Genomic DNA, 24,608 nt, shown 5'->3' on the forward strand with positions numbered 1-24,608 from the left:
CGGCGGATGCCGGTGGGGTTCTCACCCGATTACCGTTGGGGGACAACGGGTTCACCCGTCAGGAGGTCGCGCCGTGACCGCGTGCTCCCACCCCGGCTGCGTCGGGACGATCGAGGCCACCGGGTTCTGCGACACCTGCGGCAGGGAGGCCCGTGCCCCCGCTCTGGTTCACCTGGCCGAGGGCCGTCGGCCACGGGGCGCGTCGACGTCGGGGACCGGGCGCGAGCACCTGTCCCTGCCGGTCTTCTCGTTCCCCGAACCCCTCAGCCGCGTCCAGGAGAACCCGCGCACCCGCACCAGGGGGCGGCTCTGCGGCAACGGCGGGTGCGCGCAGGAGATCGGGGCCGGGTACGCCGGTCAGCCCGCGCTGCCCGAGGGCTACTGCCCGACCTGCGGGCACTTCTACTCGTTCCTGCCCGCGCTGCGCCGCGACGACGAGGTCGGCGGCCAGTACCGGGTCGTCGGGCCGCTCGCCCAGGGCGGCCTCGGGTGGGTCTACCTCGCGCGCGACCGGCGGTTGGACGACAACCTCGTGGTCCTCAAGGGAATGATCAGCGCGGACGACACGCCGCTCGCCGAGGCCGAGCGGCGGGCGCTCACCGCCGTCGACCACCCGAGCATCGTCCGGATCGTCAACTTCGTGACACACCGCGATCGGCGCTCCGGCCAGGACCGGGTGTACCTCGTGATGGAGTTCGTGGACGGGCTCGTGCTCCAGGACGTCGCCACCGGGGTCGCGCTCGGTGAGCGGTTGCTGGCCGAGCACGTCGTCACGATCGGGCGAGAGGTGCTGTCCGCGCTCGGCTACCTGCACGGGCGGGGGCTGGTGTACTGCGACATGAAGCCCGACAACGTGATCCTGCGCCCCGGACGGGTGGGTGGCGGGGACAGCCGGGTGAAGGTCATCGACCTGGGCGCGGTGCGGCGGATCGGCGAGCGCGTGGCGATCATCGGCACCAGGGGGTTCCAGGTCGACGCGGCGGAGATCGCCGCGGACGGCGTCACGCCGCGCTCGGACTTGCACGCGCTCGGGCACACCCTGCGGCGGCTGGCCGCGGCGAGCGCCGACGCGGTCGGCGATCCGGGGGCGCTGCGGTCGGGGCTGGAGTCGTTCGGGCACGCGCTGGACCGCGCCACGCACCCCGACCCGGCGCGGCGGTTCGCGTCGGCGGTCGACATGGACCGGCAGCTGGACGGCGTGCTGCGGGAGATCGCGTCGTTGCGCGACGGGCGGCAGCGGCCGGTGGTGTCGGAGCTGTTCGAGCCCACGGCGGCGCTGGTGGACGCGGGGCTGGGCGCGGTGCCCCCGCTCTCGCACTGGACCGAGGGGGTCGGGGAGACCCCGCTGCCGAGCGGGCGGGACTGCGCGGGCGGGTTGCCGAGCCCGAGGTGGGACCTGGACGTCGACCGGCTGGGCGACCCGAACGCGCTGCTCCGCGCCCTCCCGGACACGGCCGAGGCGAACCTGCTGCGAGCCCACGCCCTGGTGGGGCTGGGACGCCCCGCGCGGGCGCGGGCGCTGCTGGGGGTGGACGCGCCGGTGGAGTCCGGAGCGGGCGGGACCGGTCGCGCGGGGGCGAGCGCTCGGCGGGAACCGGCGGGCAGCGCCGCGCCAGGGGGAGGCGCCGCGAGTTCGTCCAGCGCGTCCGGGTGGGGCGCCCGGCTCGTCGCCGCGTGGGGGCGCGTCACCGGGGCGCACCGGGAGGCGCCGCTCGACCGCGCCCGACCCACCCCGCCCGACCCGCCGGTCGGGCCCGAGCCGCGCGCCCGGCCGGACCCGCTCGACTGGCGCGTCCACTGGCTCCTCGGGCTCGCCGCGCTGGTCGACGGCGCCGAAGCCCACCCGCACTTCCTGCGCGTGCACCACGAGGTCCCCGGCGAGACCGCGCCCGTGCTCGCGCTCGGGCTCTGCGCGGAGCGGCGCGGCGACGCGGCGGAGGCCGAGCGGAGGTACCGGTCGGTGTGGGTGCGGGACCGCTCGCAGGGCAGCGCCGCGTTCGGGTTGGCTCGGGTCCGGCTCGCGGGCGGCGACCCCGACGGGGCGCTCGACGTGCTCGCCCAGGTCCCCGAGGTGTCCCGGCACCGGGAGGCCGCCGCCGTCGCCGCCGTCAAGGTGCTCGCGGGCGCCGGGCGCGGGGACCAGGCCCTGCGCGCGCTGGCCGCGCTCGCCCTGGACGGGGACGCGCGTGACCGGCTCGCCGCCCACGTCCTCGACCGGGTGGACCCGTCCGGGGGAAGCGCCGACCGCGAGCGGGCTTACCGCGACCTCGCCAGGCAGGCCCGCACCGCCGCCGAGCACGGGGTCCTCGTCGACCTCGCCAACGACGTCCGACCTCGCACCACCACCTGAACCGCAGACCCAGCACCGGGGAACCGGCACCGGGGCACCGAGGGGAGAAGCGCGTGGGGTTCCGTCTCGCCGTCAGCCAGAACGAGCACGTCTCACCCGACGACGGCCAGGTCGACGCCGTCGTCTCCGTGATCGCCTCCGACCTGCGCGCCACCTCCGCCCCCGAGCTCGCCGAGGTGCTCGCCGTCGACTGCTCCGGGTCCATGGCCCACCCGCGCACCAAGATCGCCGCCGCCCGGCAGGCCACCCTGGCCGCCGTCGACGCGCTGCGCGACGGGGTGCGGTTCGCCGTCGTGGAGGGCACGCACGTCGCCCGGATGGTGTACCCGCCGGACCGCGCGCTCGTGCCCGCCGACGACCGCACCCGCGCCGAGGCCAAGGCCGCCGCGCGCAGGCTCGTCGCGGGCGGCGGCACGGCCATGGGGTCCTGGTTGGAGCTGGCCTCGGACCTGTTCGACGAGCACCCGGACGCGGTGCGGCACGCCATCCTGCTCACCGACGGCATGAACGGCGAGCCGCGCGCCCGCCTCGACGCCGTGCTCGCCCGCTGCGCGGGCCGGTTCACCTGCGACGCGCGCGGCATCGGGGACGGGTGGGCCCCGGACGAGCTGCGGCACGTCGCCGAGGCGCTGCACGGGGACGTCGACGCGGTGCGCGACCCCGGCGAGCTGCCCGCCGACTTCCGGCGGCTGATGGACGCCGCGATGGGCAAGGTCGTCGCCGACCTCGGGCTGCGGGTGCGCCTGGCCCCGCACGCGACGCTGCTGCGCGCCAGGCAGGTCTACCCGGCCGAGGTCGACCTGGTGGGCAGGCCGGAGGGGGAGCGGGCGACCCGGTTCGGGACCGGCACGTGGGGCGACGAGCGGCGGGCGTTCCTGCTGACGCTGCGGGTGGACCTGGCCGGGTTCGCGGTGGGGGAGCGCAGGCAGGCCGCGCGGGTGGACCTGGTCGACGCCGCCGGGCAGCCGCTCGCGGAACCGGCGGCGGTGCTCGCGCGGTCCACGGACGACCCGCTGCGGTCCGGGGTGCTGGACGGGCAGGTCGCGCACTACACCAGGGAGACCGAGCTGGGGGAGCTGATCCTGGCCGGCTGCGAGGCCCACGACGCGGGCGACGGGCGCGGGGCCGAGGCCGCCTGGGGGCGGGCGGTGGCGCTCGCGGCGCGGCTGGGGAACGAGGCGTCGCTGCGGCGGTTGCGGTGGCTGGTGGACGTGGTGGGCGCGCCGGAGGACGGGGTGGTGCGGGTGCGGGCGGACCTCGCGGTGAAGGACATGCACATCGCGGCGCTCAGCTCGACGCGGTCCACGTGGGCGCCGGGGGCGCCCGAGCGGGAACCCGCGCCGCCCGGCGGGCCGGACGTGCGGTGCCCGGAGTGCGGGCGGGTCTCCGGGGCCGGGAGCCGGTTCTGCCCGCGCTGCCGTCACCCGTTCGAGGGGGTGGAGCGGTGACCGGGGCAGGAGCGGACCGGGGAACCGCGGGCACCCGCCGGAGCCTGCTGCGCCTGCGCGCCGCGCTCCTGCTGCTGTCCGCGCTGGCCTGCGGCGCGGTGACCGCCTCGTTCACCGGCGTCACCACCACCGCCGCCTCGGTGCGCGAGCACGCCGCCCCCGCCGTGCTCCAGGCCGCCGCCGCGCGGCACGCGCTCGCCGACGCCCACGTCGAGGCCGTCACCGCGCTCGACTCGATCGCGCGGGCGAGGGCCACGCCGGGGCTGGGCCTGCTGACCGGGCCGGGGGAGGAGTACGAGAAGCGCCTCGCGCTGGCCGGGCAGTACCTCAACCAGGTCGCCGAGGACAACGTCGCCGGGCCCTCGGCCAGCGCGCGCGTCCAGCTCTCCGTGGAGCTGATCTCCGCCTACGCCGGGTGGATCGGCCAGGCGGGCGCGCACCTGCACCGGGCCCCGGACGGGCTGCTCGGCGCCACCGACCTCTGGTACGCCTCGCGCGTGCTCACCACCCCCGGCTCCGGGGTGCTCGGGCACCTCGACGAGCTGCTGGCCGACCAGCGCGCCGCGCTCGACGACCTGCTCGCGGGCACCACGACCACCGCCGCGAGCACGCTCGGCTGGCTGCTGCCGCTGCTCGCGCTGGCCGCGCTGCTGGTGGTGGCGCAGGTGCGGCTGTCCCGCCGGTTCCGGCGCACCTGGAACCCGCCGCTGCTCGCCGCCACCGCCCTCGTCGCCGCCCTCGCCGGGGTGGCGCTGTGGGGCGCGCGCACCCAGGCGCGGGTGGAGGCGGCGGCGGCCGAGGTGGTCGCGGTCGCCGAGGGGTGGCAGGGCCGCACCGACCAGGCGACCGAGCTGGCCAGGACGGGGCTGCTGGGGATGCTCGGCCCGGACTGCCCCGACGCGTGCGGGCCCACCGTCGCCGAGGTCGACGCGGCCGACCTGCCCGCGGGCGCGGCCACCCTCGCGACCGTCCCGGTCCTCACCGACCGGGCCCTCGCCGCCCGCACCGAGCTGGCCGACGCGGACCACGGGGCGTGGACCGCGCTGGGGCCGCTGTGCGGCGCGCTGCTGGTGGCGCTGGTGCTGCTCGGGCTGCACCCGCGCCTGGACGAGTACCGGTTCCGGCCCCGGTGACCCGGAACGCCGCCCCGCGACCCGCCGCCCCGCGACCCGCCCCCGCGACCCACACCGACGACCCCGCCCCCGCGACCCCGCCCCCGCGACCCTGCCCCCGCGACCCCGCCCCGACGACCCCGCCCGGAGTGCAGCGATGAGCCCCTCCCCCCGCCGCGCCGTCCTGCGCGCGCTGGTCCCGCTCCTGCTCCTGACCTGCCTCCCCGGCTGCGCCCCGCCCGCCGACCGCGCGCTCGTGCGCGTCCTCGGCCCGTGGACCGGAGCCGAGGAGGCCCGGTTCCGCGCCGTGCTCGACCGGACCGGCGTGCCCTACGACTACACCGGCAGCCGCGCGCTCGGCCAGCTGCTGCGCTCCAGGGTGCAGCAGGGCGACCCGCCCGACGTCGCCGTCCTGCCCGGCCTCGGCGAGCTGGCCTACTACGCGCGGGGCGGCCACCTGCGGGAACTGCCCCCGCTGCCCGAGGCCGACTACGCGCCTTTCTGGCGGGACCTGGCGCGCGTGGGCGCCGAGGGCACGCACGCCGTCGTCGTCAAGGCCGACCTCAAGAGCCTCATCTGGTTCGACCCCGACTCGGACGTGCGCCCGCCCGCGAACGCCGAGCAGCTCCTGGCGGGCGGCGCGCCGTGGTGCCTCGGCCTGGGCTCCTCGCCGGACGCGGGCTGGCCGGGCACCGACTGGGTCGAGGACCTGCTGCTGCACCAGTCCGGCCCAGGGGTCTACCGGCGGTGGGCCTCCGGGGAGCTCGCCTGGCGCTCCCCGGAGGTGCGCCGGGCCTGGGAGACCTGGGGCGCGCTGGTGTCCGGCGTCCCCGCCGAGCGGGCGCTGCTCACCGACTTCGACGACGCGGGCCTGGCCATGTTCACCCGGCCCCAGGGCTGCGGGCTCGACCACCTCGGCTCGTTCGCGGGCGCCGCCTACCGGGAGCGCGGGCGCGCGGGCGACTTCGCCCCCTTCCCCGACCTGGGCGCGAGCGGCTGGGAGGTGTCCGCCGACCTGGCCGGGCTCTTCACCGACTCGCCCGCCGCGGGCAGGCTCCTGGCCCACCTGGCGGACGCCGAGGGCCAGCGGGTCTGGCCCGCCGCGGGCGGCGCATACTCCGCCCACAAACGGGTACCCCCCTCCGGCTACGTCGATCCGGTGGACCGGCGGATCGCCGAAGTCCTCACCGGGGGCGCGTCCCTGTGCCTCGACGCCTCGGACCTCATGCCCCCGAGCCTGCGCTCCGCCTTCTACCGGGGCGTCATCAACTACCTCGAAACCCCCGAGTCGCTCGAAGGGGTGCTGGCCGGTCTCGACCAGATCGCCGATTCGGTCGACCGAACGGAGTGGATTACGCTACCTTGCGGCTGAATTCCCCGATGGGGCGGTTTCGAGTGCTTTCCAGGGGTCTTCTGGGGGCGCGCGTCGTCGCGACCTGCCCGAGGTGGGAGGGTCGGCCTGACCGGGTTCGATCTTCTCGCGTCGTGGTGGCCGGGTCGACGGCTGTCCCCATCGGGCTGCTCGACGCCCGGTACCAGCGGGGAGTCCAGGGCTGTGCAGCCCCGCGCTCGTAGGTTGCGGTGCACGATCGGGGTGGAGGACCAGCATGACTGCGACGATGGCGGCGGTGCGTGACGGGGTGGTCGCCTGGGTGGCCAGGAGGGCCGTCGCCAAGTGGCTCCTGGCCAAGTACGGGGCGCGGGCGCTCGCGATGCTCCCCGAGGGGGTGATGCTGCCGCTGCGCCGCGACGGGCTCGACCCGGTGGCCGAGATGGAGCAGATGCGCGCGGACGGGCCCATCCACCGCGTGCAGACCCCGTTCCGGTTCGGCGTGTGGCTGGTGACCGGCGAGCAGGAGACGCGCGCGGTCCTGGCGGACGGCAACGCCTTCAGCAACGACTACGCGCGGATCGGCCAGACCGGCTTCGTCAAGATCGAGCGCTCGCCCGGCGGCCTCGGGTTCGCCGACCCGCCGCACCACACCCGGCTGCGCAAGCTGCTCACGCCGGAGTTCACGATGCGGCGGCTGGCCAGGCTGGCCCCGCGCATCGACGAGATCATCGCCGACCGGCTGGACGCGATGGACGCGGCGCCCGGCCCGGTCGACCTGGTGGAGCAGTTCTCGCTGCCCATCCCGTCGCTGGCGATCTGCGAGCTGCTCGGCGTGCCCTACGAGGACCGCGAGCTGTTCCAGCGGCTCGCCGCGGCCCGGTTCGACGTGTTCGGCGGCGCGAACGCGGCGCTCGGCGCGGTGTCCGAGTCCCTGGACTACCTGCGCGAGGTCGTCGAGCGGCAGCGCGTCGAACCCGGCGACGGGCTCATCGGCATGATCATCCGCAACCACGGCGACCAGGTCGACGACGAGGAGCTCGCGGGCCTGGCGGACGGCGTGCTCACCGGCGGGTTCGACACCACCGCCAGCATGTTGGCGCTGGGCGCTGCGGTGCTGCTGCAGAACCCGGAGGCCGCCCGCGCGGTGCGCGAGGACGACGCCGCCGTCGGACCGGTCGTGGAGGAGCTGCTGCGCTACCTGAGCGTGGTGCAGGTGGCGTTCCCGCGCTTCGCCAAGCAGGACATGGAGATCGGCGGGGCGCGGATCAAGGAGGGCGACGCGGTCGTCTGCTCGCTGGTCGCCGCGAACCGCCACGCGGGCACCGACTTCGACCACACCCGCGTGCCCGCGCCGGGCGGCCACTACGCGTTCGGGCACGGCGCGCACCGCTGCGTCGGCGCGGAGCTGGGCAGGCTGGAGCTGCGGGCCGCTTACCCGGCGCTGCTGCGGCGCTTCCCGAACCTGCGGCTGGCCGACGAGCTGCCCGGCTACCGGACCGTGTCGGTCGTCCACGGCGTCGAGCGGATGATGGTGCACGTGCGCTGAGCGCGCGGCGGCGGGGCGCGCACCACCGCCCCGCCGCTACAGCACCCGCTTCGCGAACCTGCGCTGCTTGCGCCGCGCCACCGCCATGATCGGCCCGGACGCGCGCAGCCCCACCCCTGGGAACGCCGCGAGCAACCGCACCAGCGGCCCCCGCCACCTCGGCACCGCCAGCACCGGCCTCGGCCGGTCCAGCAGCCCCACCGCCGCGTCCGCCACCTCGTCCGGGTGAAGCAGCGTCCCGAACCAGGACGCCGCCGCGCGCGGGTCCGACGCCCGGTCGAACAGCATCGGCGTCCACATCCCGTCCGGGCACAGCGCGCTCACCCGCGTCCCGCGCCCGGCCAGCCGCAGGTCGTGCTGCACGCCCACGCTGAACGCCAGCGCCGCGTGCTTGCTCGCCGCGTACAGCGCCTCGCCGGGCGCCGCGACCAGTCCGGCCAGCGACACCACGTTCACCACGTGCCCGTCGTCGCCCATCGCGCCGAGCGCGGCCAGCGTGCCGTTCACCACTCCCTCGGCGTTGACCGACAGCAGCGCCCGCCGCCGCGCCCACGGCTCCTCCCACGCCGGGCCCGCGCTCAGCAGCCCCGCGTTGTTCACCCACACCGCCAGCCCCGGCGCGCCCGCCGCGACCCGCTCGCACGCCAGGGGATCGCCCACGTCCAGCTCAGCGGCCCGCGCGCCACGCCCGATCGCCCGCGCGACCGCCCGCGCGCCCACCTCGTCCACGTCCGCCACCACCACCGCGTACCCGCGCCCGGCCAGGCGCGCGGCGATCCGCTCGCCCAGCCCGCCCGCCGCACCGGTCACCACCGCAGAGCGCATCCCCGCATCATCCCGCGCCCGATCGGGGGCACGGGGGTGAAAAACACATTTCGCCGGACGGGGGCCGGGGAAGACCATGGTCACCGTGGTACTCACGACCCCCCGAACACCTCCCACCCCCCTGAAGCAGCAGCTCCTCCCCCTGGCGACCGTGGTGGTCCTCGGCGGCGCCGGTTACGCGCTCGTCGGGCCCCTGCTCTCCCTGTTCCTGATCAAGGAGCTCGGCGCGAACCCGTTCCAGGTCGGGTCGTTCATGCTCGTCAGCGCGCTCGCCGCGCTCGCCGTCAGCACCGCCGTGGGCCGGTTCTCCGACCGCCGCGCGGTGCGCAAGCAGCTCCTGGTCGTCGGCTCGCTCAGCGGCACCGCCGCGTACGTCGTCTTCGCGCTCTCCCGCGAGTACCTGCTGCTCCTGCTGGTCTCGGTCACCCTGGCCGCGCTGAGCAGCGTCATGGTGCCGCAGAGCTTCGCCTACGCCCGCCAGTCGCTGTCCGCCAGCGGCTCCTCGCGCGGGCCGCTCGCGACCAGCGCCCTGCGCACCCTGCTGTCGCTGTCCTGGGCGATCGCCCCGCCGCTGGCCGCCATCTTCGTGGAGCGCTCCAGCTTCACCTGGGTGTTCGCGGGCGCGGCCGTCATGTACGCGCTCGCGGCGCTGGCCGCCTGGTACCGGCTGCCCGCCCTGCCCAAGCCCGAGCCGGTCGTGGTCATGCCCGACTCGGTCGCCGTCCCGTCGCGGGCGCGCGGCGAGCTGTCGCTGACCGCCGTGGCGTTCGTGCTGCTCCAGGGCACGACGGCGCTGAGCGTCGCGGTGCTGCCGCTGTTCGTCGTCGACGACCTGGGCGGCACGGCGGGCAACGCCGGTGTCGCCATGGGCGTGTGCGCGGCGCTGGAGATCCCGCTGATGCTGTGGCTGGGCTTCGTCGCGGCCAAGGTCGACAACCGGCTGCTGGTGCTGGCGGGCGCGGTGCTCGCGCTGTCGTACCACGGCGTCATGCTGGTCAGCGGCGAGGTGTGGCACGTCATCGCCGCCCAGCTGCTGCACGCCCTGGCCATCTCGGCGCTGCAGGGCATCGGCATCTCCTACTTCCAGGACCTCGACCCGGACTTTCCCGGCCGCGCCACGACCCTGTTCACCAACACCGGCAAGGCGGGCTCGATGCTGTCCGGGCCGCTGCTGGCGCTGGCCCAGGCGAACGGCTACCGGACCGCGTTCGCGCTCGGCGCGGCCATGGCCGTGACCGGTCTCGCGCTGCTCCTGCTCGCCCGCCCGCGCCGCGCCCGGCGACCCCGCACCGACGTCGGCGCAATGCCGTAGTCCCCGGTGCGCTAGGGGTTTCCGGATACCGGGAAGAAGTGCGGCGCGTCGCTATGGTGATCAACATGATCACGCGCCCCCACGATCCAGCGGCCAAGTGGGCCGCACACCCGACCTGGCTGATCACGCAGGCCGCGCTGCACGCGCACCGCCTGGTGGCCGACGGGCTCGCCGCCGTGGACGCGCGCGGGCACCACTACCGGGTCCTGGCGACCCTGGAGCAGACCGGCCCGGTCAGCCAGGCCACCCTCGGGCGGACCAGCGGCATCCACCTCAGCGACGTGGTGGCGGCCATCAACGAGCTGGCCGAGCGCGGGCTCGTGCACCGCGACCCCGACCCGACCGACCGGCGCCGCAACACCATCACCCTCACCACGGCGGGCCGCAGGCAGCTGCGCAGGCAGGAGCGGCGGCTCGCCAAGGTGCAGGACGAGTTACTCGCGCCGCTGGCGCCCGAGGAGCGGGAGGAGTTGGTGCGGTTGCTCGGCCAGGTGCTGTCCCACCACCGCAACGGCTGACCCGGTCCGACCAGCCTGCGGCGATCACCAGCCCGGCAGGCGCCCGGAACCGGACGGTCCCTCCCGCTCAGCGGGTGGACCCCGCACCGCCGCCCCCGAGAACCGGGAGGGCGGCGGCCCTCGCCGCGCCGAGCCGCGCCACGTCGAGGCCGACGACCCGCGACGACCACAGACGGCGGGCAGCGCCCGACCGGCGCCCGGCCACCGCAGGCGAGCGGCGTGCTGCCGGGGACCGCAGGGCTGAGGGCGCAGGGCCGGTGGCCGGACACCCCGAGCTGCCGCAGACCCGAGACGACCCGGTCCGCCGAGGACCCCCGTCGCACGCGCACCGCGCTCCCGGCGCCGCAGCCGGAACGCCGCACCACCCCCCGACACGCCCGTGCGACACCGCCGGACACCCGTGCGCGCTGACAGGTCCCCGTGCCCCCACCGCCGCAGACCACCCGCGCACGGCCGCCAGCCACCCCCGCACCGGGACGCCGCCGCGACACCCACGTGCCGCCGCAGGCCACCCGCGCGCGCCGCCGACCCCGGCCGTCACACCATGCCCAACCCCCGCCGCCGGGGCGCCCGCTCCCGCACCGGCTCCTCCTCAGGGCCCGCCAGCGCGTCGTACGCCGCCAGCCACCCCGTCGCCCGGTAGTCCCCGCGCCGGGTGAACACCGCCACCCCCACCGCCGCCTCGCCGCTCGCGGGCGGTTCCGGGTAGGGCAGCTCGCGCTCGCCCCCGGTCGGGGTCGGCGGGCCGGTCTCCTTGCCGCGCCAGGTGATCGCCGTCGCGCCCGCCGTGCACGCCACCCGCGCCGCCTCCGGCCCGGCCGCCAGCTCCGCGCCGGTGACCCGCTCGCGCAGCAGCGCCGTGTACCCGACCCGGTCCAGCTCGCACCCGGCGGGCGGGCGGCCCGCGCGCCAGTCCGGGGAGCGCAGCCCGCTCGCCGTCGCCGACCGCCACAGCCCCGGCACCAGCTCGCGCGCCCGCTGCCTGGTCGCCATCCGCTCGCACAGCCACAGCAGCCGCCCCGCGCCGCGCGCTGGCCCCAGCGCCCGCCAGCGCACCCGCTGGTCCAGGTCCGCCGCCACCACCGCGATCCACGGGTGCACCGTCCCGTGCACGCCCTGCGCGGCCAGCCACGACAGGTAGCGCGGGGCCTGCTCCAGCACCGGGTGCAGCGTCGACAGCGGAATCCCCGCCACCGCCCGCCGCGCCCCCGCGAACGCCCTCGGCGAGCGCGCCACCAGCAGCAGCGCCGCCCACGCCAGGTCACCGGGCGCGGTCGTCGCCGACGAGCCCAGGCCGCGCACCGACGTGGCCCCGGTGATCCGCGAGGTCACCCCGCACGCCTTCACCGCCGTCGCCACCGCGGGCCGCACCCGCTCCGGCACCGCCACCCCGGCCAGCTCCGGCACCGCCACCGACAGCACCAGGGACAGCGCGTCCTCGGCGTCGTCCGCGTCCGCGGGCACCGGCAGCAGCGCCAGCGCCGACCGCAGCCGCTGCCCGGTGCTCGTGGGCACCATCATCCGCGCGGTCAACCGCCCCAGCTCGGTCGTGGCCAGCGCGTCCCCGGAGCGGGTCAGGTAGCCCTGCTCCACCAGGAACCCCACCGCCTCCACCACGACCGACTCGTCGTCGTCGCCCTGCGCGTGCGCGAGCGTCTGCACCCACCACGCCCGCGCGTCCGCCTCCGTGGTCACCCGCCCCTGGAGCACCTCGGCGAGCACGTGGTCGGCCAGGCTCTCCCGGATGCGCGAGTACACCGAGTACCCGGCCACCAGCCGCGCCTGCCACGCCGCGCGCTGCGACTCGTCCACCACCAGGTACGACCAGCCCTCGGTCTCCCCGGCCCCGATCCGCCCGGCCCGCCCGAACATCTGGAGCACCGTGGACGTGTCCATCGGCTCCCCGCCGATCGAGCTGTCCCGCACCACGACCGCGCGGGCGGGCAGGTTCACCCCGGCCGCCACCGTCGACGTGGCCACCAGCACGTCCGACTCGCGCGCCCGGAACGCCCGCTCGGCCGCGTGCTTGTGCTCGTAGTCCGAGTAGTGCATCCGCACCCCGACCGCCGCGCACGCCGCCTCCAGCGCGTCCAGGTCGTCCGGCGCGGGCAGCTCGGCCCCGCGCTCGGCGGCGACCGCCATCGCCGTGGACAGCACGTTCCGCTTGGACCCGCAGAACACCAGCACGCTGCCGCCGCCCTCGGTGTGCCGCCCGACCAGGTCCACCGCGACCTGCTCGCGCACCCGCGACGCCGCCGCGAACCCGGACGTCGCGGGCACCGTCGGCAGCTGCCAGGTCACCTTCGACGGCCGCCACGCGGTCGCCACCATGCGGGCCTGCAACCACTCGGCGACCTCGGCGGCGTTGGTGACCGTCGCCGACAGCCCGACGATCCGCACCGGCGAGTCCGCGCCGCGCACCCGCGCCAGCAGCGCCTCCAGCAGCGCGCCCCGGCCGGGACTGCCGAGCAGGTGGATCTCGTCCACCACCAGGCAGCCCACCTCGCCCAGCGCCGCCTGCAACGACGCGGCCCGGCACACCGCCTCGAACTTCTCCGTCGTGGCCACCCACAGGTCCGCCGCGCGCACCCGCTCCACGTCCACCGCGTGCTCGCCGGACAGCCGCTCCACCCGCAGGCCCTGCCCGCGCCACGCCCGCAGCTCGCGGTCCAGCTCGTCGGTGAGGGAGCGCTGCGGCACCAGCCAGGCGGCCTTGCGGCCCTCGTCCAGGATCGCCTTCAGGACCGCGAGCATCCCGATGGTGGTCTTGCCCGCGCCGGTGGGGGCGGTGACCAGCAGGTGCTCGTCGGTGTCGACGATCGCGGGCGCGGCCTGGGCCTGCGCCGGGTTCAGCACCGGGAACGGCAGGTAGGGCAGCCAGTGCTCGGGCACCAGCTCGGCCGTCGGCGCGGGCGGCGGGGTCGGACCGGGCGGCTCGTGCAGGTCCCAGACCACCTGGAACGCCAGGCGCGCGGCGAGCGCGGCGTCCTCGGCGACCGGCTCGCACGCCTCCGCCACCACGCCGCCCACCTCGGACAGGTGCGCGGTGGCGCGCAGCGGGGCGTCCAGGGAGGTGACGGTCTCCTGCTCCAGCCAGTGCGGCAGCTCCCGGAACGGGACGCCCTCGGAGCGCAGGAGGGTGCGCAGGTCGGCGAAGTCGGGGTGCGCGGGCAGGAGCACCCGCAGGTCGGCGCCGGGTGGGGCGGGCGGGGGCTTGAGGGTGGGGTCGGTGGTCTTGCACCACCACACCGGGACGGTGTCGGCGTCGGCGTCGGCGAGGAGGTGGTGGGGGAGTGCGGGGAACTCCTCGGCGGCGGCGGTGGGGACCGGGGTGGTGGCCAGGATCGCGCGGATGCGGGCGGCGACGACGGCGGTGGCGGTGCGGCGGGCGGGCGCGGGCTGGGGGCCGAGGACCGGACCGGAGGGGGCGGGGTGCGGGGACGGCTCGGCGGGGGTGGGCCGGGTGGTGGGCACGACTAGGGCGGGCATGACCGGGGCAGGCTCGACCGGGGCAGGCTCGACCGGGGTGGTCCGGGCGGCGGGCTCGGCGGTGTCTGCCGCGAGGGGCGCGCTCTCCTCGGCGTCCGCGTGCTGCGGGGGCTCGACCTGGGCGGGTTCGGCGGGTGCCTGGTCGGCAGGCCCTCGCCCGGCGGGTTCTTGCTCAGCGGGCGCGGGTTCGGCGGGCGCCTGCTCGGCAGGCCCTCGCCCGGCGGGTTCTTGCCCGGCGGGCGCCGGTTCAACGGGCGCCCGCTCGACGGATGCCCGCTCCGCGGGCGCCGGTTCCGCGAAGGGGCCCGCGTCGGGCCGTTCGGCGGGCGCGTCCCCCTCGTGGCGCGCGAAGTCGTCCGGTCGCAGCCTGCTCTTGCGCTCGAACTTCAGCGGTCGCCGGGCGCGCGGGCGCACCACCGGGACGTCCGCCTCGGCCTTCCCGCGCTGGCTGGGCCGGGTGTACTTGAGCTCGGGCGCGGCGGGCGGGGGCTCCTCGCGCGGTGCGGGGCGCTCGACCGGGTAGCCCAGGTCCAAGGGGTACTCGGGTTCCGGCGGCTGCTCGACCGGCCGCCGGGGCACGAGTCCGCGCGGCTGAGCCGGCGCGACGGGCCGCCGCTCGGGCTCGGGCGCGCGCTGCGGCGGCTCGTCCGCCCACGGGTTCGCGGGCTCCACGTCCCACGGCCCCGGCAGCTCGGGCGCGTCGGCCTCGCGCACGTACCTCGGCCGCTCGGGCTCGACCAGCCGCTCCGCCTCGACCGGCCGCTCGTCCACCTCCAGCGCCAGCGACGCCAGCTGCGCGTCCTCCGCCATCCGCCGCGCCACGGCGTCCGGCTTCAGGTCCCCGACCACCGCCCGCTGCGCCAGCTTCAGCTCGCGCAGCGTGAACGTCGCCGGGCAGCCGGGGCACGCCACCGCCGCCTGCAGCTGCTGCTTCCCGCCGCTCGGGTGCGCCCGGTACAGCCCGTGCAGCTCCCCGCCGCACCCAGGGCAGGACTTCTCCACCGGCAGCGGCGACAGCTGCCAGCCCGGCTCGGCGTAGCGGGCGATCGCCGGTTCCGGGCGCACGCCCCACCGGGCCTGCACGACCCCGGCGACCGACGTGTCCCGCCCCACCACGACCCCTCCGCCCCGCCGACTCCCGTTGAACCAGCGATGCTAGGCCCAACCCCCGACAACGAGGGGCCCGGAGCGCCTGCCGGGGGTGCGGTCAGGGCAGCAGCGACAGCCGCTTCACCAGCTTGTCGACCCGGTTGCGCGGCCCGATCAGGCTCACCGCGAGGCACGGCACGGCCTCGCTCGCCGCGACCTTCTCCAGGTACTCGTCGTACACCCTGGTCTCCTGCGCGGCCACGGGCATGTCCACCACGTGCACGCCCAGCGAGTCCGCCGCCCTGGCCCGCAGCTCGGCCAGCTGCTCGCCGGACGCGGCCAGCACCGTGCAGCCCGCCCACGGCAGGCCGGGGTGCGCCGACCCGGTCCCGTCCACCGCGTCCGGCCCCAGCAGTCCGGGCACCGCCTCGCCGGTCGCCGCCGCCACGCACACCGCCGCGTTGACCGCCCGCCCGGCGGGCAGCGCCTCGTCCACCACGACCACCCACTTCAGGCGGGCCGACCTGGTGGGCGCGGCGGTGTCGATCTCCTCGGGGGCGAACCCGACTGCGGACTGCGGCGACTCGGTGCTCATGGCCCCACTTCCTCCGTGCAATGTGCGAACTTGTGCGACGATGGTATGCACATGCTCGGTAGCAAGCCCAGCAATCCGCTGATAATTCGAAATAGCGCCCCTGGAGGCCGCCGTGGACGAACTTGATACGAACATCCTGCGCGAATTGCAGGTCGACGCACGGCGGAGCAACCGGGACGTGGCCGCCGCCGTGGGCGTCGCCCCGACCACCGCGCTCGACCGCACCCGCGCCCTCCGCGAGCGCGGCGTCATCAAGGGCGCGATCCTGGACGTCGACCTTCCCTCGATCGGGCGACCAGTGCAGGCGCTGATCGCGGTCCGCATCCGGCCGCCCGCGCGCCGCGTCATCGAGGGGTTCCGCGCCTGGGCCATCGCCCAGCCGGACACCCTGGGCGTGTTCGTCACGTCGGGCTCGGAGGACTTCCTGCTGCACGTCGCCGTGCCCGACAACGACCACCTCTACCAGTTCGTGGTGGACAAGCTCACCGAACGGGCCGAGGTCGCCGACGTGCGCACCTCCGTCGTGTACCAGCACCTGCGCAACGACCGGATCAGCCCGGTCGGCAGACTGTCCCCATGATCCTGCTGGTGCCCTCGGACCCGCTGCGCCCCCGCCGCCCGGACGAGCACTTCGCCGCCGAGGCCGCCGTCGCCCGCGACCTCGGGATCACCGTCGCGCTCCTGGACCACGACGCGCTGCCCACCGACCCGGCGCGCGCCGTCGCCCGCGTCCCGGAGGGCGAGGACGTCGTCTACCGGGGCTGGATGGTGCGCGCCGGCCACTACGCGGACCTCGCGCGGGCGCTGGCGCGGCGGGGCGCGGCGCTGCGCACCGACCCGCTGCGCTACCGCAGGGCGCACGAGCTGCCCGGCTGGCACGACCACCTGGCCCCGCTGACCCCGCGCTCGGCGTGGACCGCCGGGTACGACCGGACCGACTTCGACCGGGCCCGCGCGGAGCTGGGCAGCGGACCGGCGGTGCTGCGCGACTACACCAAGTCGCTCAAGCACCACTGGGACGAGGCGGCGTTCATCCCGGACGTGGCCGACGGCGACGCTGCGTGGCGGGTGGCGCTGCGGTTCCGGGAGCTGCGCGGCGCGGACTGCGTGGGCGGGTTCGTGCTGCGCGAGTTCGAGCGGTGGCGGCGCGGCGAGGTGCGCACCTGGTGGGTGGACGGCGAGTGCGCGCTGCTCGGCCCGCACCCGGACACCCCGGACGAGCTGCCCGGCACGCCCGACCTGACCGCGCTCACCCCGCTGGTGTGCGCGGCGGACCTGCGGTTCGCCACCGTCGACCTGGTCCTCGCCGAGGACGGCGGCTGGCGGGTGGTCGAGCTGGGCGACGGCCAGGTCAGCGACCGGCCCGCCGCGATCACCCCCGAACAGCTGATCGGGGCGCTTCACCGGGTGGGGTGACACCCCACCGTTCGGTGGGTGAACACCCGGCCAACCGGGCGGGCGCCCCGGAACCGGCTGCGGGCGGGCACCGTCCACCCGGTATGAGCAGCACGACGCGCGTCCCGCTGACGACGGCCCCGCTCGTCCTCTGGTCGGTCGCGCTCGCCGCGCTGGCCGCCGCGCTGTGGCACGGCGCGGCGATCCCGGAGACACCGGAGCGATCGGTCTACCGGGTGATCACCGCGCTGGACGCGCTGGTGGCGGTGCTGTGCGCCTGGCTGGGCGCCCGCTGGTCGTTCACCGCCCGCTTCGAACCCGACGCGCTCGTCATAGGCCGCCACCGCGTCCCGTGCTCGGCGATCACCGGGGTCCGCTGCGGCCCGTTCTCGGCCAAGCCGTTCTGGCTCGCGCTGCTGTTCCCGGTCTCGATCGTGGGCGGACTGCTCGTGCTGGCCAGGAGCGCGCAGGCCATGGACCGCGAGGTCGTGGAGATCAGCACCGCCGACGGGCGCAGGCACCGGCTGCGCTGGAAGGACGCCGAGCGGCACGGCGAGTTCACCGACCTGCTGCGCCGCGCCCGCCCCGACCTGGAACCCGGCTACGGGGTGGACAACGCGCTCCCGGCGCGTGACCACACCCCCCGACTGGGCGTCCCCGGAGGGCTGGTGGGGGCGTTCGTGATCACCTGGGGGCTGGTCGCGCTCCACCTGGGGGCGCAGCTGGGCGACCTGGACCGGTTGCAGAGCCGCACCTACGACCCGGACCGGGCGGTCACCGCGCTGCGGCGGGTCGCGACCTTCGCCGAACCGGCCGGGGTGGAGCTGCCGCACGTGGTGGAGCAGGAGCGGTGCGGGCGGGTCAACAGCGTCGTCCTCGGGCCGAGCCCGCACTGGGTGCGGGTGAGCACCACGGTCGAGGACCGGGGGATGGCCGACGCGGACGCCGAGGCCGTGCGGACCGCGCTGCGCGCCGCCGCCGGGCTGGACCCGGATCGCGGGTACGGCCGGGACCCGGACGGGGAGTCCGGGGTGACCTACAACCTCAACGGCGGGCGCGGGCTCACGCTCACGGTGAGCACCGGGTGCGTGCCCGCCGACTCCGCGCCGCGCCTGGAGGCGGCGCTGGCGGAGGTGGTGGCGGCGCTGGGGCGGGCTTAGGGCTTGCGGACCCCGAACATCGCGCTGGACTCGCCCTCGCGCACCAGGGCGACGTTGTCGACCCAGTAGGCGGTGCCGCGCTCGAACGGCTGGAACGTGCCCTTGACGTCGTCGGCGAAGAACGTGCCCAGCGCGGTCTCCTCACCGGTGGGGAAGCCGAACCGCTCGAACAGCGCCCCGTCCGGGTCGCGGACCACCATGGGCGGGGCGCTCTCGTAGACCACGCCGCCCTCGAACTCCTGGTAGAACAGCCCCTTCGTGGTGCTGGGGGTGTACCTCCAGGACCGCTCCCCGATGGGGAAGCCGAGGTCGCCGCCGGTGCCGCCCCTGCGGTCGTGCACGCCGAGGACGGGGTGCGCGACCGAGTAGAACTGGGTGTTCGCGCTCCAGTAGGCCCGGCCGAGGTCGTAATCGCGGCTGAACCCCGTCGACCCCTGCGGCGAGGGGTCGGCGCGCCGCACCTTCTTCCTGGCCGGACCGAGCGCCATGTTGGCGAACCCCTCGGCGGCGGTGAGCAGCTCGCGCAACCACTTCGGCGGGGACGGCAGCGAGTGGACCAGTTCGCGCGCCACGGTCCGCTGCATGTCGGCGAGCAGCGCGACCAGGGTGGCCTCGTGGTCCTCCAGAAGCGCGGCGACGAGCTTGCCCCGCTCGGGAGCGGCGGCGAGCGCGTCGGTGGCGGCAGAGAAGTCCATGGTGGCCAGATGGGCCGCTGCCGCGCGCGGGGACAGGTTCGCCAGCGGTGGCTTGGCGGTGTTGACGTGCACGTCGCCGTTGACGATCCCGGCCTGGACGACGTTCTCCGCGCTGCTGTTCTCGAAGGCGTTGCGCCCGCCCTGCTGCCCGTCCATGTCCGGGATGCTGCCACAGCCGACACCCGGCCCAGCCCGCTTCCGCCGACCGCGCCCGTTCCGACTAGTGCTGCCGGACCCGCCCGCCCTCGAACTCCTGCACCCACCCGCTCCCGTCCCGCAGCGGCGACCCGAGCGGGAAGCCGTACCGCTCGAACAGCGCCCCCGTGGTGTCCCGGACGGCGAACGCGCGGTCGCCCGCCTGGTAGGCCGTGCCGCCCTGGAAGCGCTGCGCGCAGCCGTCGGTGCCGTGCGGGGAGGTCACGCTCAGCTCGTCGGCGAGCGGGAACCCCAGCCAGCCGGACGCGCCGCCCTGGGCGCGGTGCAGGGCGTGCACCCCCTCCATCAGCACGCGCGGCCCGGAGTCCGCGCACCACAGCGCGGCGCCGCGCTCGAACCGCAGCCCGTAGCCGGTGGTGCCGTGCGGGGAGGGGCCCTCGCGGTGCACGAGGTCGACCGGCGCGCCGAGGTAGCCGCGCCACGTGCGGGCGACGGCCTCCAGGTCGGCGAGCGCGGCGGTCAGCTCGGTGAGCCAGCCGGGGAGGTCGCGGGTGCGGCGCAGCACGGAGTCGCGCTGGTCGTCGCCCAGGCTCGCGAGCAGCTCGACGGTGCGGTCGGGGTCGTGGTCGGCGGCGCGGGCCAGGAACGTGCGGTCCCGGTTGTCGAGCAGGGCGCGCCGGGCCTCCGCGTCGGGTAAGTCCAGCACCTCGTGCGGCTCGACCAGCCGTCTCGGCCGGGGCGGGGGCTGCAACCCGCCGCCGTGCAGCGTGAGCCCGCCCTCGATCCGCCCCGCCTGCACGACGGGGCCGCTCACGTCGCCGCGGACGACGTTGTGCACGCGGTAGGTCTGGTCGTCATCGTCGCTGCTGCGCCCCATCCTCGGATGCTCCCACACGGGTGCGCCCGCGGACGGGAGGAGCGGGTGGTCCTGCCGGGTGCCCCCGGTCGCCCCCGTTCCGGACTCAGGGGTCGTTTGTCCGGTCTTGTCAGTGACAGATTTTTGGTCTGGACCATAGGGTCGGGCCTCCGCCGCTGCCCCCGCACCCAGCGACTCGAAGGAGTTGTCGCACGTGAGGACAGCACGCAGTGCCCTGGCGCTCGTGGCCGTCGTGGCCGCCTCCACCGCGCTCGGGACCGCCCCCGCCGCCCTGGCCGGGACCGGGACCGGCGACTGGGACCGGATGCTCGCCCAGCAGCCCCTGGTCGCCGCCGCCGACGTGATCAAGGCCGAGGTCGACCGGGGCGGGCACGCCGACGGGTTCGCCGGGATCGCCCTGGAGGACGACCACGTCGCCCTGTGGTGGAAGGGCGCGCCGCCCGCCGCCGTCACCGAGGCGGTCGCCAGGGCCTCCGCCGAGGCGCCCGTCCGGGTCGAGCGGGCCGCGCACTCCGAGGCCGAGCTGCGCGCCGCCGCCAAGGACCTGGAAGCGCGCCGCGGCCCCGGTTCGGCCGTGCACTCCATCAAGGTCCCCGCCGACGGCAGCGGCCTGGTGCTCGGCACCCGCTCCGACGCCGTCGCCCGCTCGCTGGCGACCACCGCCGACGTGCCGGTGCGCACCGTCGTGGAGGAGCCGCTCGTGCCGGTGTCCCGGCAGAACGACTCGCCGCCGTGGAAGGGCGGGGCGACGATCGTGCTCAACAACTCCGCCGCCTGCACCTCGGGCTTCTCGGTGCGCAACGGCGACAACGCCCGCTTCCTGCTCACCGCCGCGCACTGCGGCCAGTCCGGGGTGCGCGTGACCGACCCGACGGGCGAGCACATCGGCAACGCGGGCGCGCGCCACGGCGACCACGACATCATGCTGATCCCGACCGGGAACGTGGTGAACCGCCAGTACGTGGGCGGCGGCGACAGCAACAGCACCGAGGTCGTGCGCGGCTGGGGCGACGTCTACGTCGGCGAGTACCTGTGCCAGTCGGGCGTCACCAGCGCCCGCGAGACCGGCTCGCAAGTCTGCAACATCAAGGTCCTGTTCTTCTACGCCGACCGCGAGGACCTGGTCGAGGGCGAGCAGGTGGACGGCCGCCCCGCCGCCCGACCGGGTGACAGCGGCGGCCCGGTGTACGGCCCGTCGTCGGACGGCGGCGTGATCGCCAAGGGCACCGTGACCCGCACGGCGGGCGCCCGCATCGGCTTCCAGGACTTCCGCACCGCGTCCCGCGACTTCGGCGTCTACATCCCGCTGTAGGCAGCAGAACGCCCCCGTCACCCGAGAACCGGGTGACGGGGGCGCTGTGCCACCGAACGACTGCACCGAGCGACTACACCGACGCGGTCTCCCGCTCCGGCTGCTCGCTGCGCTTCGCCGCGCGCCTGGCCGCGCGCCGCTCCTTCCGGTTCTCCACGATCGTGTACAGCGTGGGCACCAGCACCAGGGTCAGCAGCGTCGAGCTGAGCAGGCCGCCGATCACCACGATCGCCAGCGGCTTGCCGATGAACGCGCCCTCGCCGGTGATGCCCAGCGCCATCGGCAGCAGCGCGAAGATCGTCGCCGCCGCGGTCATCAGGATCGGCCGCAGCCTGCGCCTGCCGCCCTCGACCACCGCCTCGACCACGCCCATGCCCGCCGCCCGGTACTGGTTCACCAGGTCGATCAGCACGATCGCGTTCGTCACCACGATGCCGACCAGCATCAGCATCCCGATCAGCGACGGCAGCCCCAGCGGGGTCCCGGTCAGCAGCAGCAGGCCGATCGCGCCGGTCGCCGCGAACGGGATCGACACCAGCAGGATCAGCGGCTGCACGACGCTGTGGAACGTCGCCACCATGATCAGGAACACGATCGCGATGGCCGCCAGCATCGCCAGCCCCAGGTCCGCGAACGTCTCGGCCTGGTCCGCGCTCACGCCGCCGATCGACGTCTCCGCGCCCTCCGGCAGCTCCACCGCGTTCACCCGGTTGGTGACCTCGGTGGTGACCGTGCCCAGGTCGGACCCGGTGGCCTTCGCCGTCACGGTCGCGCTGCGGTCGCCGTCGGTGCGCCGGATCTGCACCGGACCGTCCACCACGGACACGTCCGCCACCTGCCCGAGCCGCACCCCGCCCGGCAGCTGGAGCTCGCGCAGCGCCGCCACGTCGGTCGGCGCGACGCCCGAGCGCAGCACGATCTGCTGCGTCGCGCCGTCGATCGGCAGCTCACCGGCGGGCGTGCCGCGCAGCGCCTGCATCGCGAACTGGCCCACGACCTGGTTGGACAGCCCGGTCGCCCGAGCCGCCTCCTCCCGCACCGCCACCTGCACGCGCGGCGCGCTCACCGCCAGGTCGTTGTCGACCTCGCCGACCCCCGGCGCACCGGTCAGCTCGCGCTGCACCGCGTCCGCCGCCTGCTTGAGCCGCTCCGCGTCCGGCGCGGTCACCAGGACCTCGATGCCGTCGCTGGAGAACCCGGCCGCCGCGCCCGCGCTGAAGTCCACCTTGCCTGCGCCCTCGACGTCCGCCAACCGCTCGGTCAGCCGCTCGCGCACCGCCTCCATGTCCGAGCCCTCGCGCAGCGTCGCGCTGATCTGCGTGCTGCTGCCGCCCATGCCGAACCCGGCCAGCATCCCGCCGCCGCCCAGCGTGACCTGGTAGGTCTCGACCTCGTCGGTGTCGGCGAGCACCTGCTCGACCTTCTTCGCGGCCTCGTCGCGCGCCGCCAGGCTCGCGCCCGGCTCCAGCTCCTGCGTGCCCTGCAGCGCGTCGCCACCGGTGTCGCCGATGAAGTTCGTCTGCAGCGTGCCCGCCAGGCCCAAGGTCACCGCGAAGATCAGCACCGACGCGGCCACGGTCACCCCGCGCCGCTTGGTCGCGAACCGCAGCACCGGCACGTACGCCCGCTGGAGCCTGCTGCTCTCCTCCTTCTCCAGCGCCGCCGCGCGCGCCGCCTCGGCCTCGGCCGGGTCGGTCGGCACGTCGGGGCGCTTGAGGAACCAGAACGCCATCACCGGCACGATCGTCAGCGACACCAGCAGCGACGCCAGCAGCGACACGGTCACCGTGATCGCGAACGGGCTGAACAGCTCGCCCGCGATGCCGGTCACGAACGCGATCGGCAGGAACACCGCCACCGTGGTCAGCGTCGACGCGGTCACCGCGCCCGCCACCTCGCGGGTGCCCTCCAGCACCGCCTTCTGCTTCTCCTCGCCGTACCCGAGGTGCCGCTGGATGTTCTCCAGCACCACGATCGAGTCGTCCACGACGCGGCCGATCGCGATGGTCAGCGCGCCCAGCGTCAGCAGGTTCAGCGACAGGTCGCCCACCCACAGCGCCACCAGCGCCACGACCACCGACAGCGGGATCGACACCGCCGTCACCAGGGTCGAGCGCAGCGACATCAGGAACAGCAGGATGACCACGACCGCGAACAGCAGGCCCAGCAGGCCCTCCGTGGTCAGGCCGCTGATCGCCTTGGCGACCGCCGGGCCCTGGTCGAACGAGACGGTCAGCGTGCTGCCCACCGCCGAGCCCAGCTCGCCCAGCTTCGCGCGGACCTCGTCGGAGATCTGCACCGCGTTGCCGTCCGAGCCCATGGTCAGGCTGATGCCGAGCGTGGGCTGGCCGTCGGTGCGGGTGATCGAGGTCGCGGGCAGCGGCGCGGACTCCACCGTCGCCACGTCACCGAGCGTCACCTGCTGGTTGACCCGGACCGCGCGCAGCTGCTCGATCGAGGTCACCGGGCCGCCGACCTGCACGGTCAGCGAGCGGTCGCCGTCCGTGACGGAGCCCGCCGGGATGGTCATGCCCGCGCTGGTCAGCGCCGCGCTGAGCGCGGTCGGCTCCAGCCGCGCGGCGGCGAGCTTCGCGTAGTCGACGGTCACCGTCACCTGGCGCTCGCGCTCACCGCTGACGGTGGCCTCGCGCACGCCGGGAACGGCCTCCAGCTCCGGGACGACCTGCTCGCGCAGCTTCGCCGCCATCGCGATGTCGTCGTCACCGGCGGTCGCGGCCAGCGCGATCACCGGCAGGTCGTCGGTGCTGCCCTGCACGATGGTCGGGTCGACGCCCTCGGGAAGCCGGGAGCCGAGCCGGTTCACCGCCTGCTGGAGCTGGGAGATCGCGGTGTTCAGGTCGGTGCCGTAGGTGAACATCACCTGCACCGTCGCGGAGCTCTCGGCGGAGCGGGTCAGCACCTGCTCGACGCCGTCGACCCCGCGCGCCGCCGCCGCGATGGGCTCGGCGACCTGGCTGTCCACCAGGTCCGGGGAGGCTCCGGGGTACGGCGCGACCACGGCCGCGGCGGGCAGCTCGATGGACGGGAACAGCTGCTGCTTGAGCGAGGGGAGCGCCAGCACCCCGAAACCGAGGACGACCAGGCTCAGCAGCGCGACGAGCCCCCGGTTGGCCAGGCTGAGCCGAGCCAGCACGGACATGTGCGGATCTCCTTACGGGGAAAGGTGTGGGCCACCCCCGCCGCCGGTCCGCGCTCCGGCGCAGCACTGCGCTTCGGTGCCTCGTCCTGGGACTGGCGGGGTGGATGGCGGAAGAGTTCCACACCCAACCTGAGGCCCGGCTCAGTCAAGAGTCTCGTGAACGTCATCCTTCGGTATGAAACCGGCGCGGCGTTCGGCGTCCGAGGTCGCGCCGGACGACGCGACCTGGGATTTTG

17 protein-coding genes are annotated in these 24,608 nt (G+C 75.8%); 11 read left to right on the forward strand and 6 right to left on the reverse strand.

Annotated elements, in window-relative coordinates:
• Positions 1-73: 73 nt before the first annotated feature.
• The 5 genes from CNX65_RS12815 (at position 74) to CNX65_RS12835 (ending at position 7,789) form a co-directional block, all read left to right on the forward strand.
• Positions 74-2,350, forward strand: a complete 2,277-nt coding sequence (locus tag CNX65_RS12815; RefSeq protein WP_177154387.1) for a serine/threonine-protein kinase — start codon at positions 74-76, stop codon at positions 2,348-2,350.
• Positions 2,351-2,403: 53 nt separating this feature from the next.
• Positions 2,404-3,798: a VWA domain-containing protein gene (locus tag CNX65_RS12820; RefSeq protein ID WP_096492989.1), complete on the forward strand. Its 1,395-nt coding sequence runs from the start codon at positions 2,404-2,406 to the stop codon at positions 3,796-3,798.
• Complete coding sequence (locus CNX65_RS12825; protein ID WP_096492990.1) at positions 3,795-4,931, forward strand: hypothetical protein; 1,137 nt, start codon at positions 3,795-3,797, stop codon at positions 4,929-4,931. The genes CNX65_RS12820 and CNX65_RS12825 overlap by 4 nt, the downstream gene beginning before the upstream one ends.
• Positions 4,932-5,067: 136 nt before the next feature.
• Positions 5,068-6,282, forward strand: coding sequence for an ABC transporter substrate-binding protein (locus tag CNX65_RS12830; RefSeq protein ID WP_096492991.1), 1,215 nt, complete (start codon positions 5,068-5,070; stop codon positions 6,280-6,282).
• Positions 6,283-6,517: 235 nt separating this feature from the next.
• Positions 6,518-7,789, forward strand: coding sequence for a cytochrome P450 (locus tag CNX65_RS12835; protein ID WP_232519807.1), 1,272 nt, complete (start codon positions 6,518-6,520; stop codon positions 7,787-7,789).
• Positions 7,790-7,825: 36 nt separating this feature from the next.
• On the opposite strand, the gene CNX65_RS12840 is transcribed toward CNX65_RS12835, so the two are convergent.
• Complete coding sequence (locus CNX65_RS12840) at positions 7,826-8,614, reverse strand: SDR family NAD(P)-dependent oxidoreductase (protein WP_096492993.1); 789 nt, start codon at positions 8,612-8,614, stop codon at positions 7,826-7,828.
• 76 nt (positions 8,615-8,690) lie between these two features.
• Here CNX65_RS12840 and CNX65_RS12845 point away from each other — a divergent pair, with 76 nt between their 5' ends.
• On the forward strand, positions 8,691-9,926 hold the full coding sequence (locus tag CNX65_RS12845; protein ID WP_096492994.1) for a sugar efflux transporter: 1,236 nt from the start codon (positions 8,691-8,693) through the stop codon (positions 9,924-9,926).
• Between the two features lie 65 nt (positions 9,927-9,991).
• Positions 9,992-10,444: a MarR family winged helix-turn-helix transcriptional regulator gene (locus tag CNX65_RS12850; RefSeq protein WP_096497757.1), complete on the forward strand. Its 453-nt coding sequence runs from the start codon at positions 9,992-9,994 to the stop codon at positions 10,442-10,444.
• A gap of 537 nt (positions 10,445-10,981) precedes the next feature.
• Here the strand turns inward: CNX65_RS12850 and CNX65_RS12855 are convergent.
• On the reverse strand, positions 10,982-15,049 hold the full coding sequence (locus tag CNX65_RS12855) for a DEAD/DEAH box helicase (protein WP_096492995.1): 4,068 nt from the start codon (positions 15,047-15,049) through the stop codon (positions 10,982-10,984).
• 91 nt (positions 15,050-15,140) lie between these two features.
• Positions 15,141-15,617 (reverse strand): DUF2000 domain-containing protein, encoded by a 477-nt coding sequence (locus tag CNX65_RS12860; RefSeq protein WP_096492996.1) that lies wholly within the window; start codon positions 15,615-15,617, stop codon positions 15,141-15,143.
• A 112-nt stretch (positions 15,618-15,729) separates the two neighbouring features.
• Here CNX65_RS12860 and CNX65_RS12865 point away from each other — a divergent pair, with 112 nt between their 5' ends.
• The 3 genes from CNX65_RS12865 (at position 15,730) to CNX65_RS12875 (ending at position 18,172) form a co-directional block, all read left to right on the forward strand.
• Positions 15,730-16,197, forward strand: a complete 468-nt coding sequence (locus CNX65_RS12865) for an Lrp/AsnC family transcriptional regulator (protein WP_096492997.1) — start codon at positions 15,730-15,732, stop codon at positions 16,195-16,197.
• Positions 16,194-17,033, forward strand: coding sequence for an ATP-grasp domain-containing protein (locus CNX65_RS12870; protein WP_096492998.1), 840 nt, complete (start codon positions 16,194-16,196; stop codon positions 17,031-17,033). The genes CNX65_RS12865 and CNX65_RS12870 overlap by 4 nt, the downstream gene beginning before the upstream one ends.
• A gap of 83 nt (positions 17,034-17,116) precedes the next feature.
• Positions 17,117-18,172 carry a hypothetical protein gene (locus CNX65_RS12875; RefSeq protein ID WP_096492999.1) on the forward strand — a complete coding sequence of 352 codons (1,056 nt, stop codon included), beginning with the start codon at positions 17,117-17,119 and terminating at the stop codon, positions 18,170-18,172.
• Here the strand turns inward: CNX65_RS12875 and CNX65_RS12880 are convergent.
• Complete coding sequence (locus CNX65_RS12880; protein WP_096493000.1) at positions 18,169-19,023, reverse strand: LGFP repeat-containing protein; 855 nt, start codon at positions 19,021-19,023, stop codon at positions 18,169-18,171. The genes CNX65_RS12875 and CNX65_RS12880 overlap by 4 nt on opposite strands.
• Before the next feature lie 64 nt (positions 19,024-19,087).
• Entirely contained in the window at positions 19,088-19,900 is an 813-nt protein-coding gene (locus CNX65_RS12885) for an LGFP repeat-containing protein (protein ID WP_096493001.1), read from the reverse strand.
• A 193-nt stretch (positions 19,901-20,093) separates the two neighbouring features.
• Between CNX65_RS12885 and CNX65_RS12890 the strand changes: the two genes are divergently transcribed.
• A complete protein-coding gene (locus tag CNX65_RS12890; protein ID WP_096493002.1) occupies positions 20,094-21,212 on the forward strand; it encodes a chymotrypsin family serine protease in 1,119 nt (372 codons plus the stop codon).
• A 73-nt stretch (positions 21,213-21,285) separates the two neighbouring features.
• Here the strand turns inward: CNX65_RS12890 and CNX65_RS12895 are convergent, their stop codons facing one another.
• Entirely contained in the window at positions 21,286-24,372 is a 3,087-nt protein-coding gene (locus CNX65_RS12895; protein WP_096493003.1) for an efflux RND transporter permease subunit, read from the reverse strand.
• Positions 24,373-24,608: the final 236 nt, after the last annotated feature.

Origin of the sequence: Actinosynnema pretiosum (assembly GCF_002354875.1) — a bacterium.
In the GTDB taxonomy this organism is placed as follows: Bacteria; Actinomycetota; Actinomycetes; order Mycobacteriales; family Pseudonocardiaceae; genus Actinosynnema; species Actinosynnema auranticum.

Bases quoted from the DNA above. Each gene is read 5' to 3' on its own strand.
- CNX65_RS12830 (WP_096492991.1), top strand. From the start codon at position 5,068: ATGAGCCCCTCCCCCCGCCGCGCCGTCCTGCGCGCGCTGGTCCCGCTC.
- CNX65_RS12835 (WP_232519807.1), top strand. From the start codon at position 6,518: ATGACTGCGACGATGGCGGCGGTGCGTGACGGGGTGGTCGCCTGGGTG.
- CNX65_RS12840 (WP_096492993.1), bottom strand. From the start codon at position 8,614: ATGCGCTCTGCGGTGGTGACCGGTGCGGCGGGCGGGCTGGGCGAGCGG.
- CNX65_RS12845 (WP_096492994.1), top strand. From the start codon at position 8,691: ATGGTCACCGTGGTACTCACGACCCCCCGAACACCTCCCACCCCCCTG.
- CNX65_RS12850 (WP_096497757.1), top strand. From the start codon at position 9,992: ATGATCACGCGCCCCCACGATCCAGCGGCCAAGTGGGCCGCACACCCG.
- CNX65_RS12860 (WP_096492996.1), bottom strand. From the start codon at position 15,617: ATGAGCACCGAGTCGCCGCAGTCCGCAGTCGGGTTCGCCCCCGAGGAG.
- CNX65_RS12870 (WP_096492998.1), top strand. From the start codon at position 16,194: ATGATCCTGCTGGTGCCCTCGGACCCGCTGCGCCCCCGCCGCCCGGAC.
- CNX65_RS12875 (WP_096492999.1), top strand. From the start codon at position 17,117: ATGAGCAGCACGACGCGCGTCCCGCTGACGACGGCCCCGCTCGTCCTC.
- CNX65_RS12880 (WP_096493000.1), bottom strand. From the start codon at position 19,023: ATGGACGGGCAGCAGGGCGGGCGCAACGCCTTCGAGAACAGCAGCGCG.
- CNX65_RS12885 (WP_096493001.1), bottom strand. From the start codon at position 19,900: ATGGGGCGCAGCAGCGACGATGACGACCAGACCTACCGCGTGCACAAC.
- CNX65_RS12895 (WP_096493003.1), bottom strand. From the start codon at position 24,372: ATGTCCGTGCTGGCTCGGCTCAGCCTGGCCAACCGGGGGCTCGTCGCG.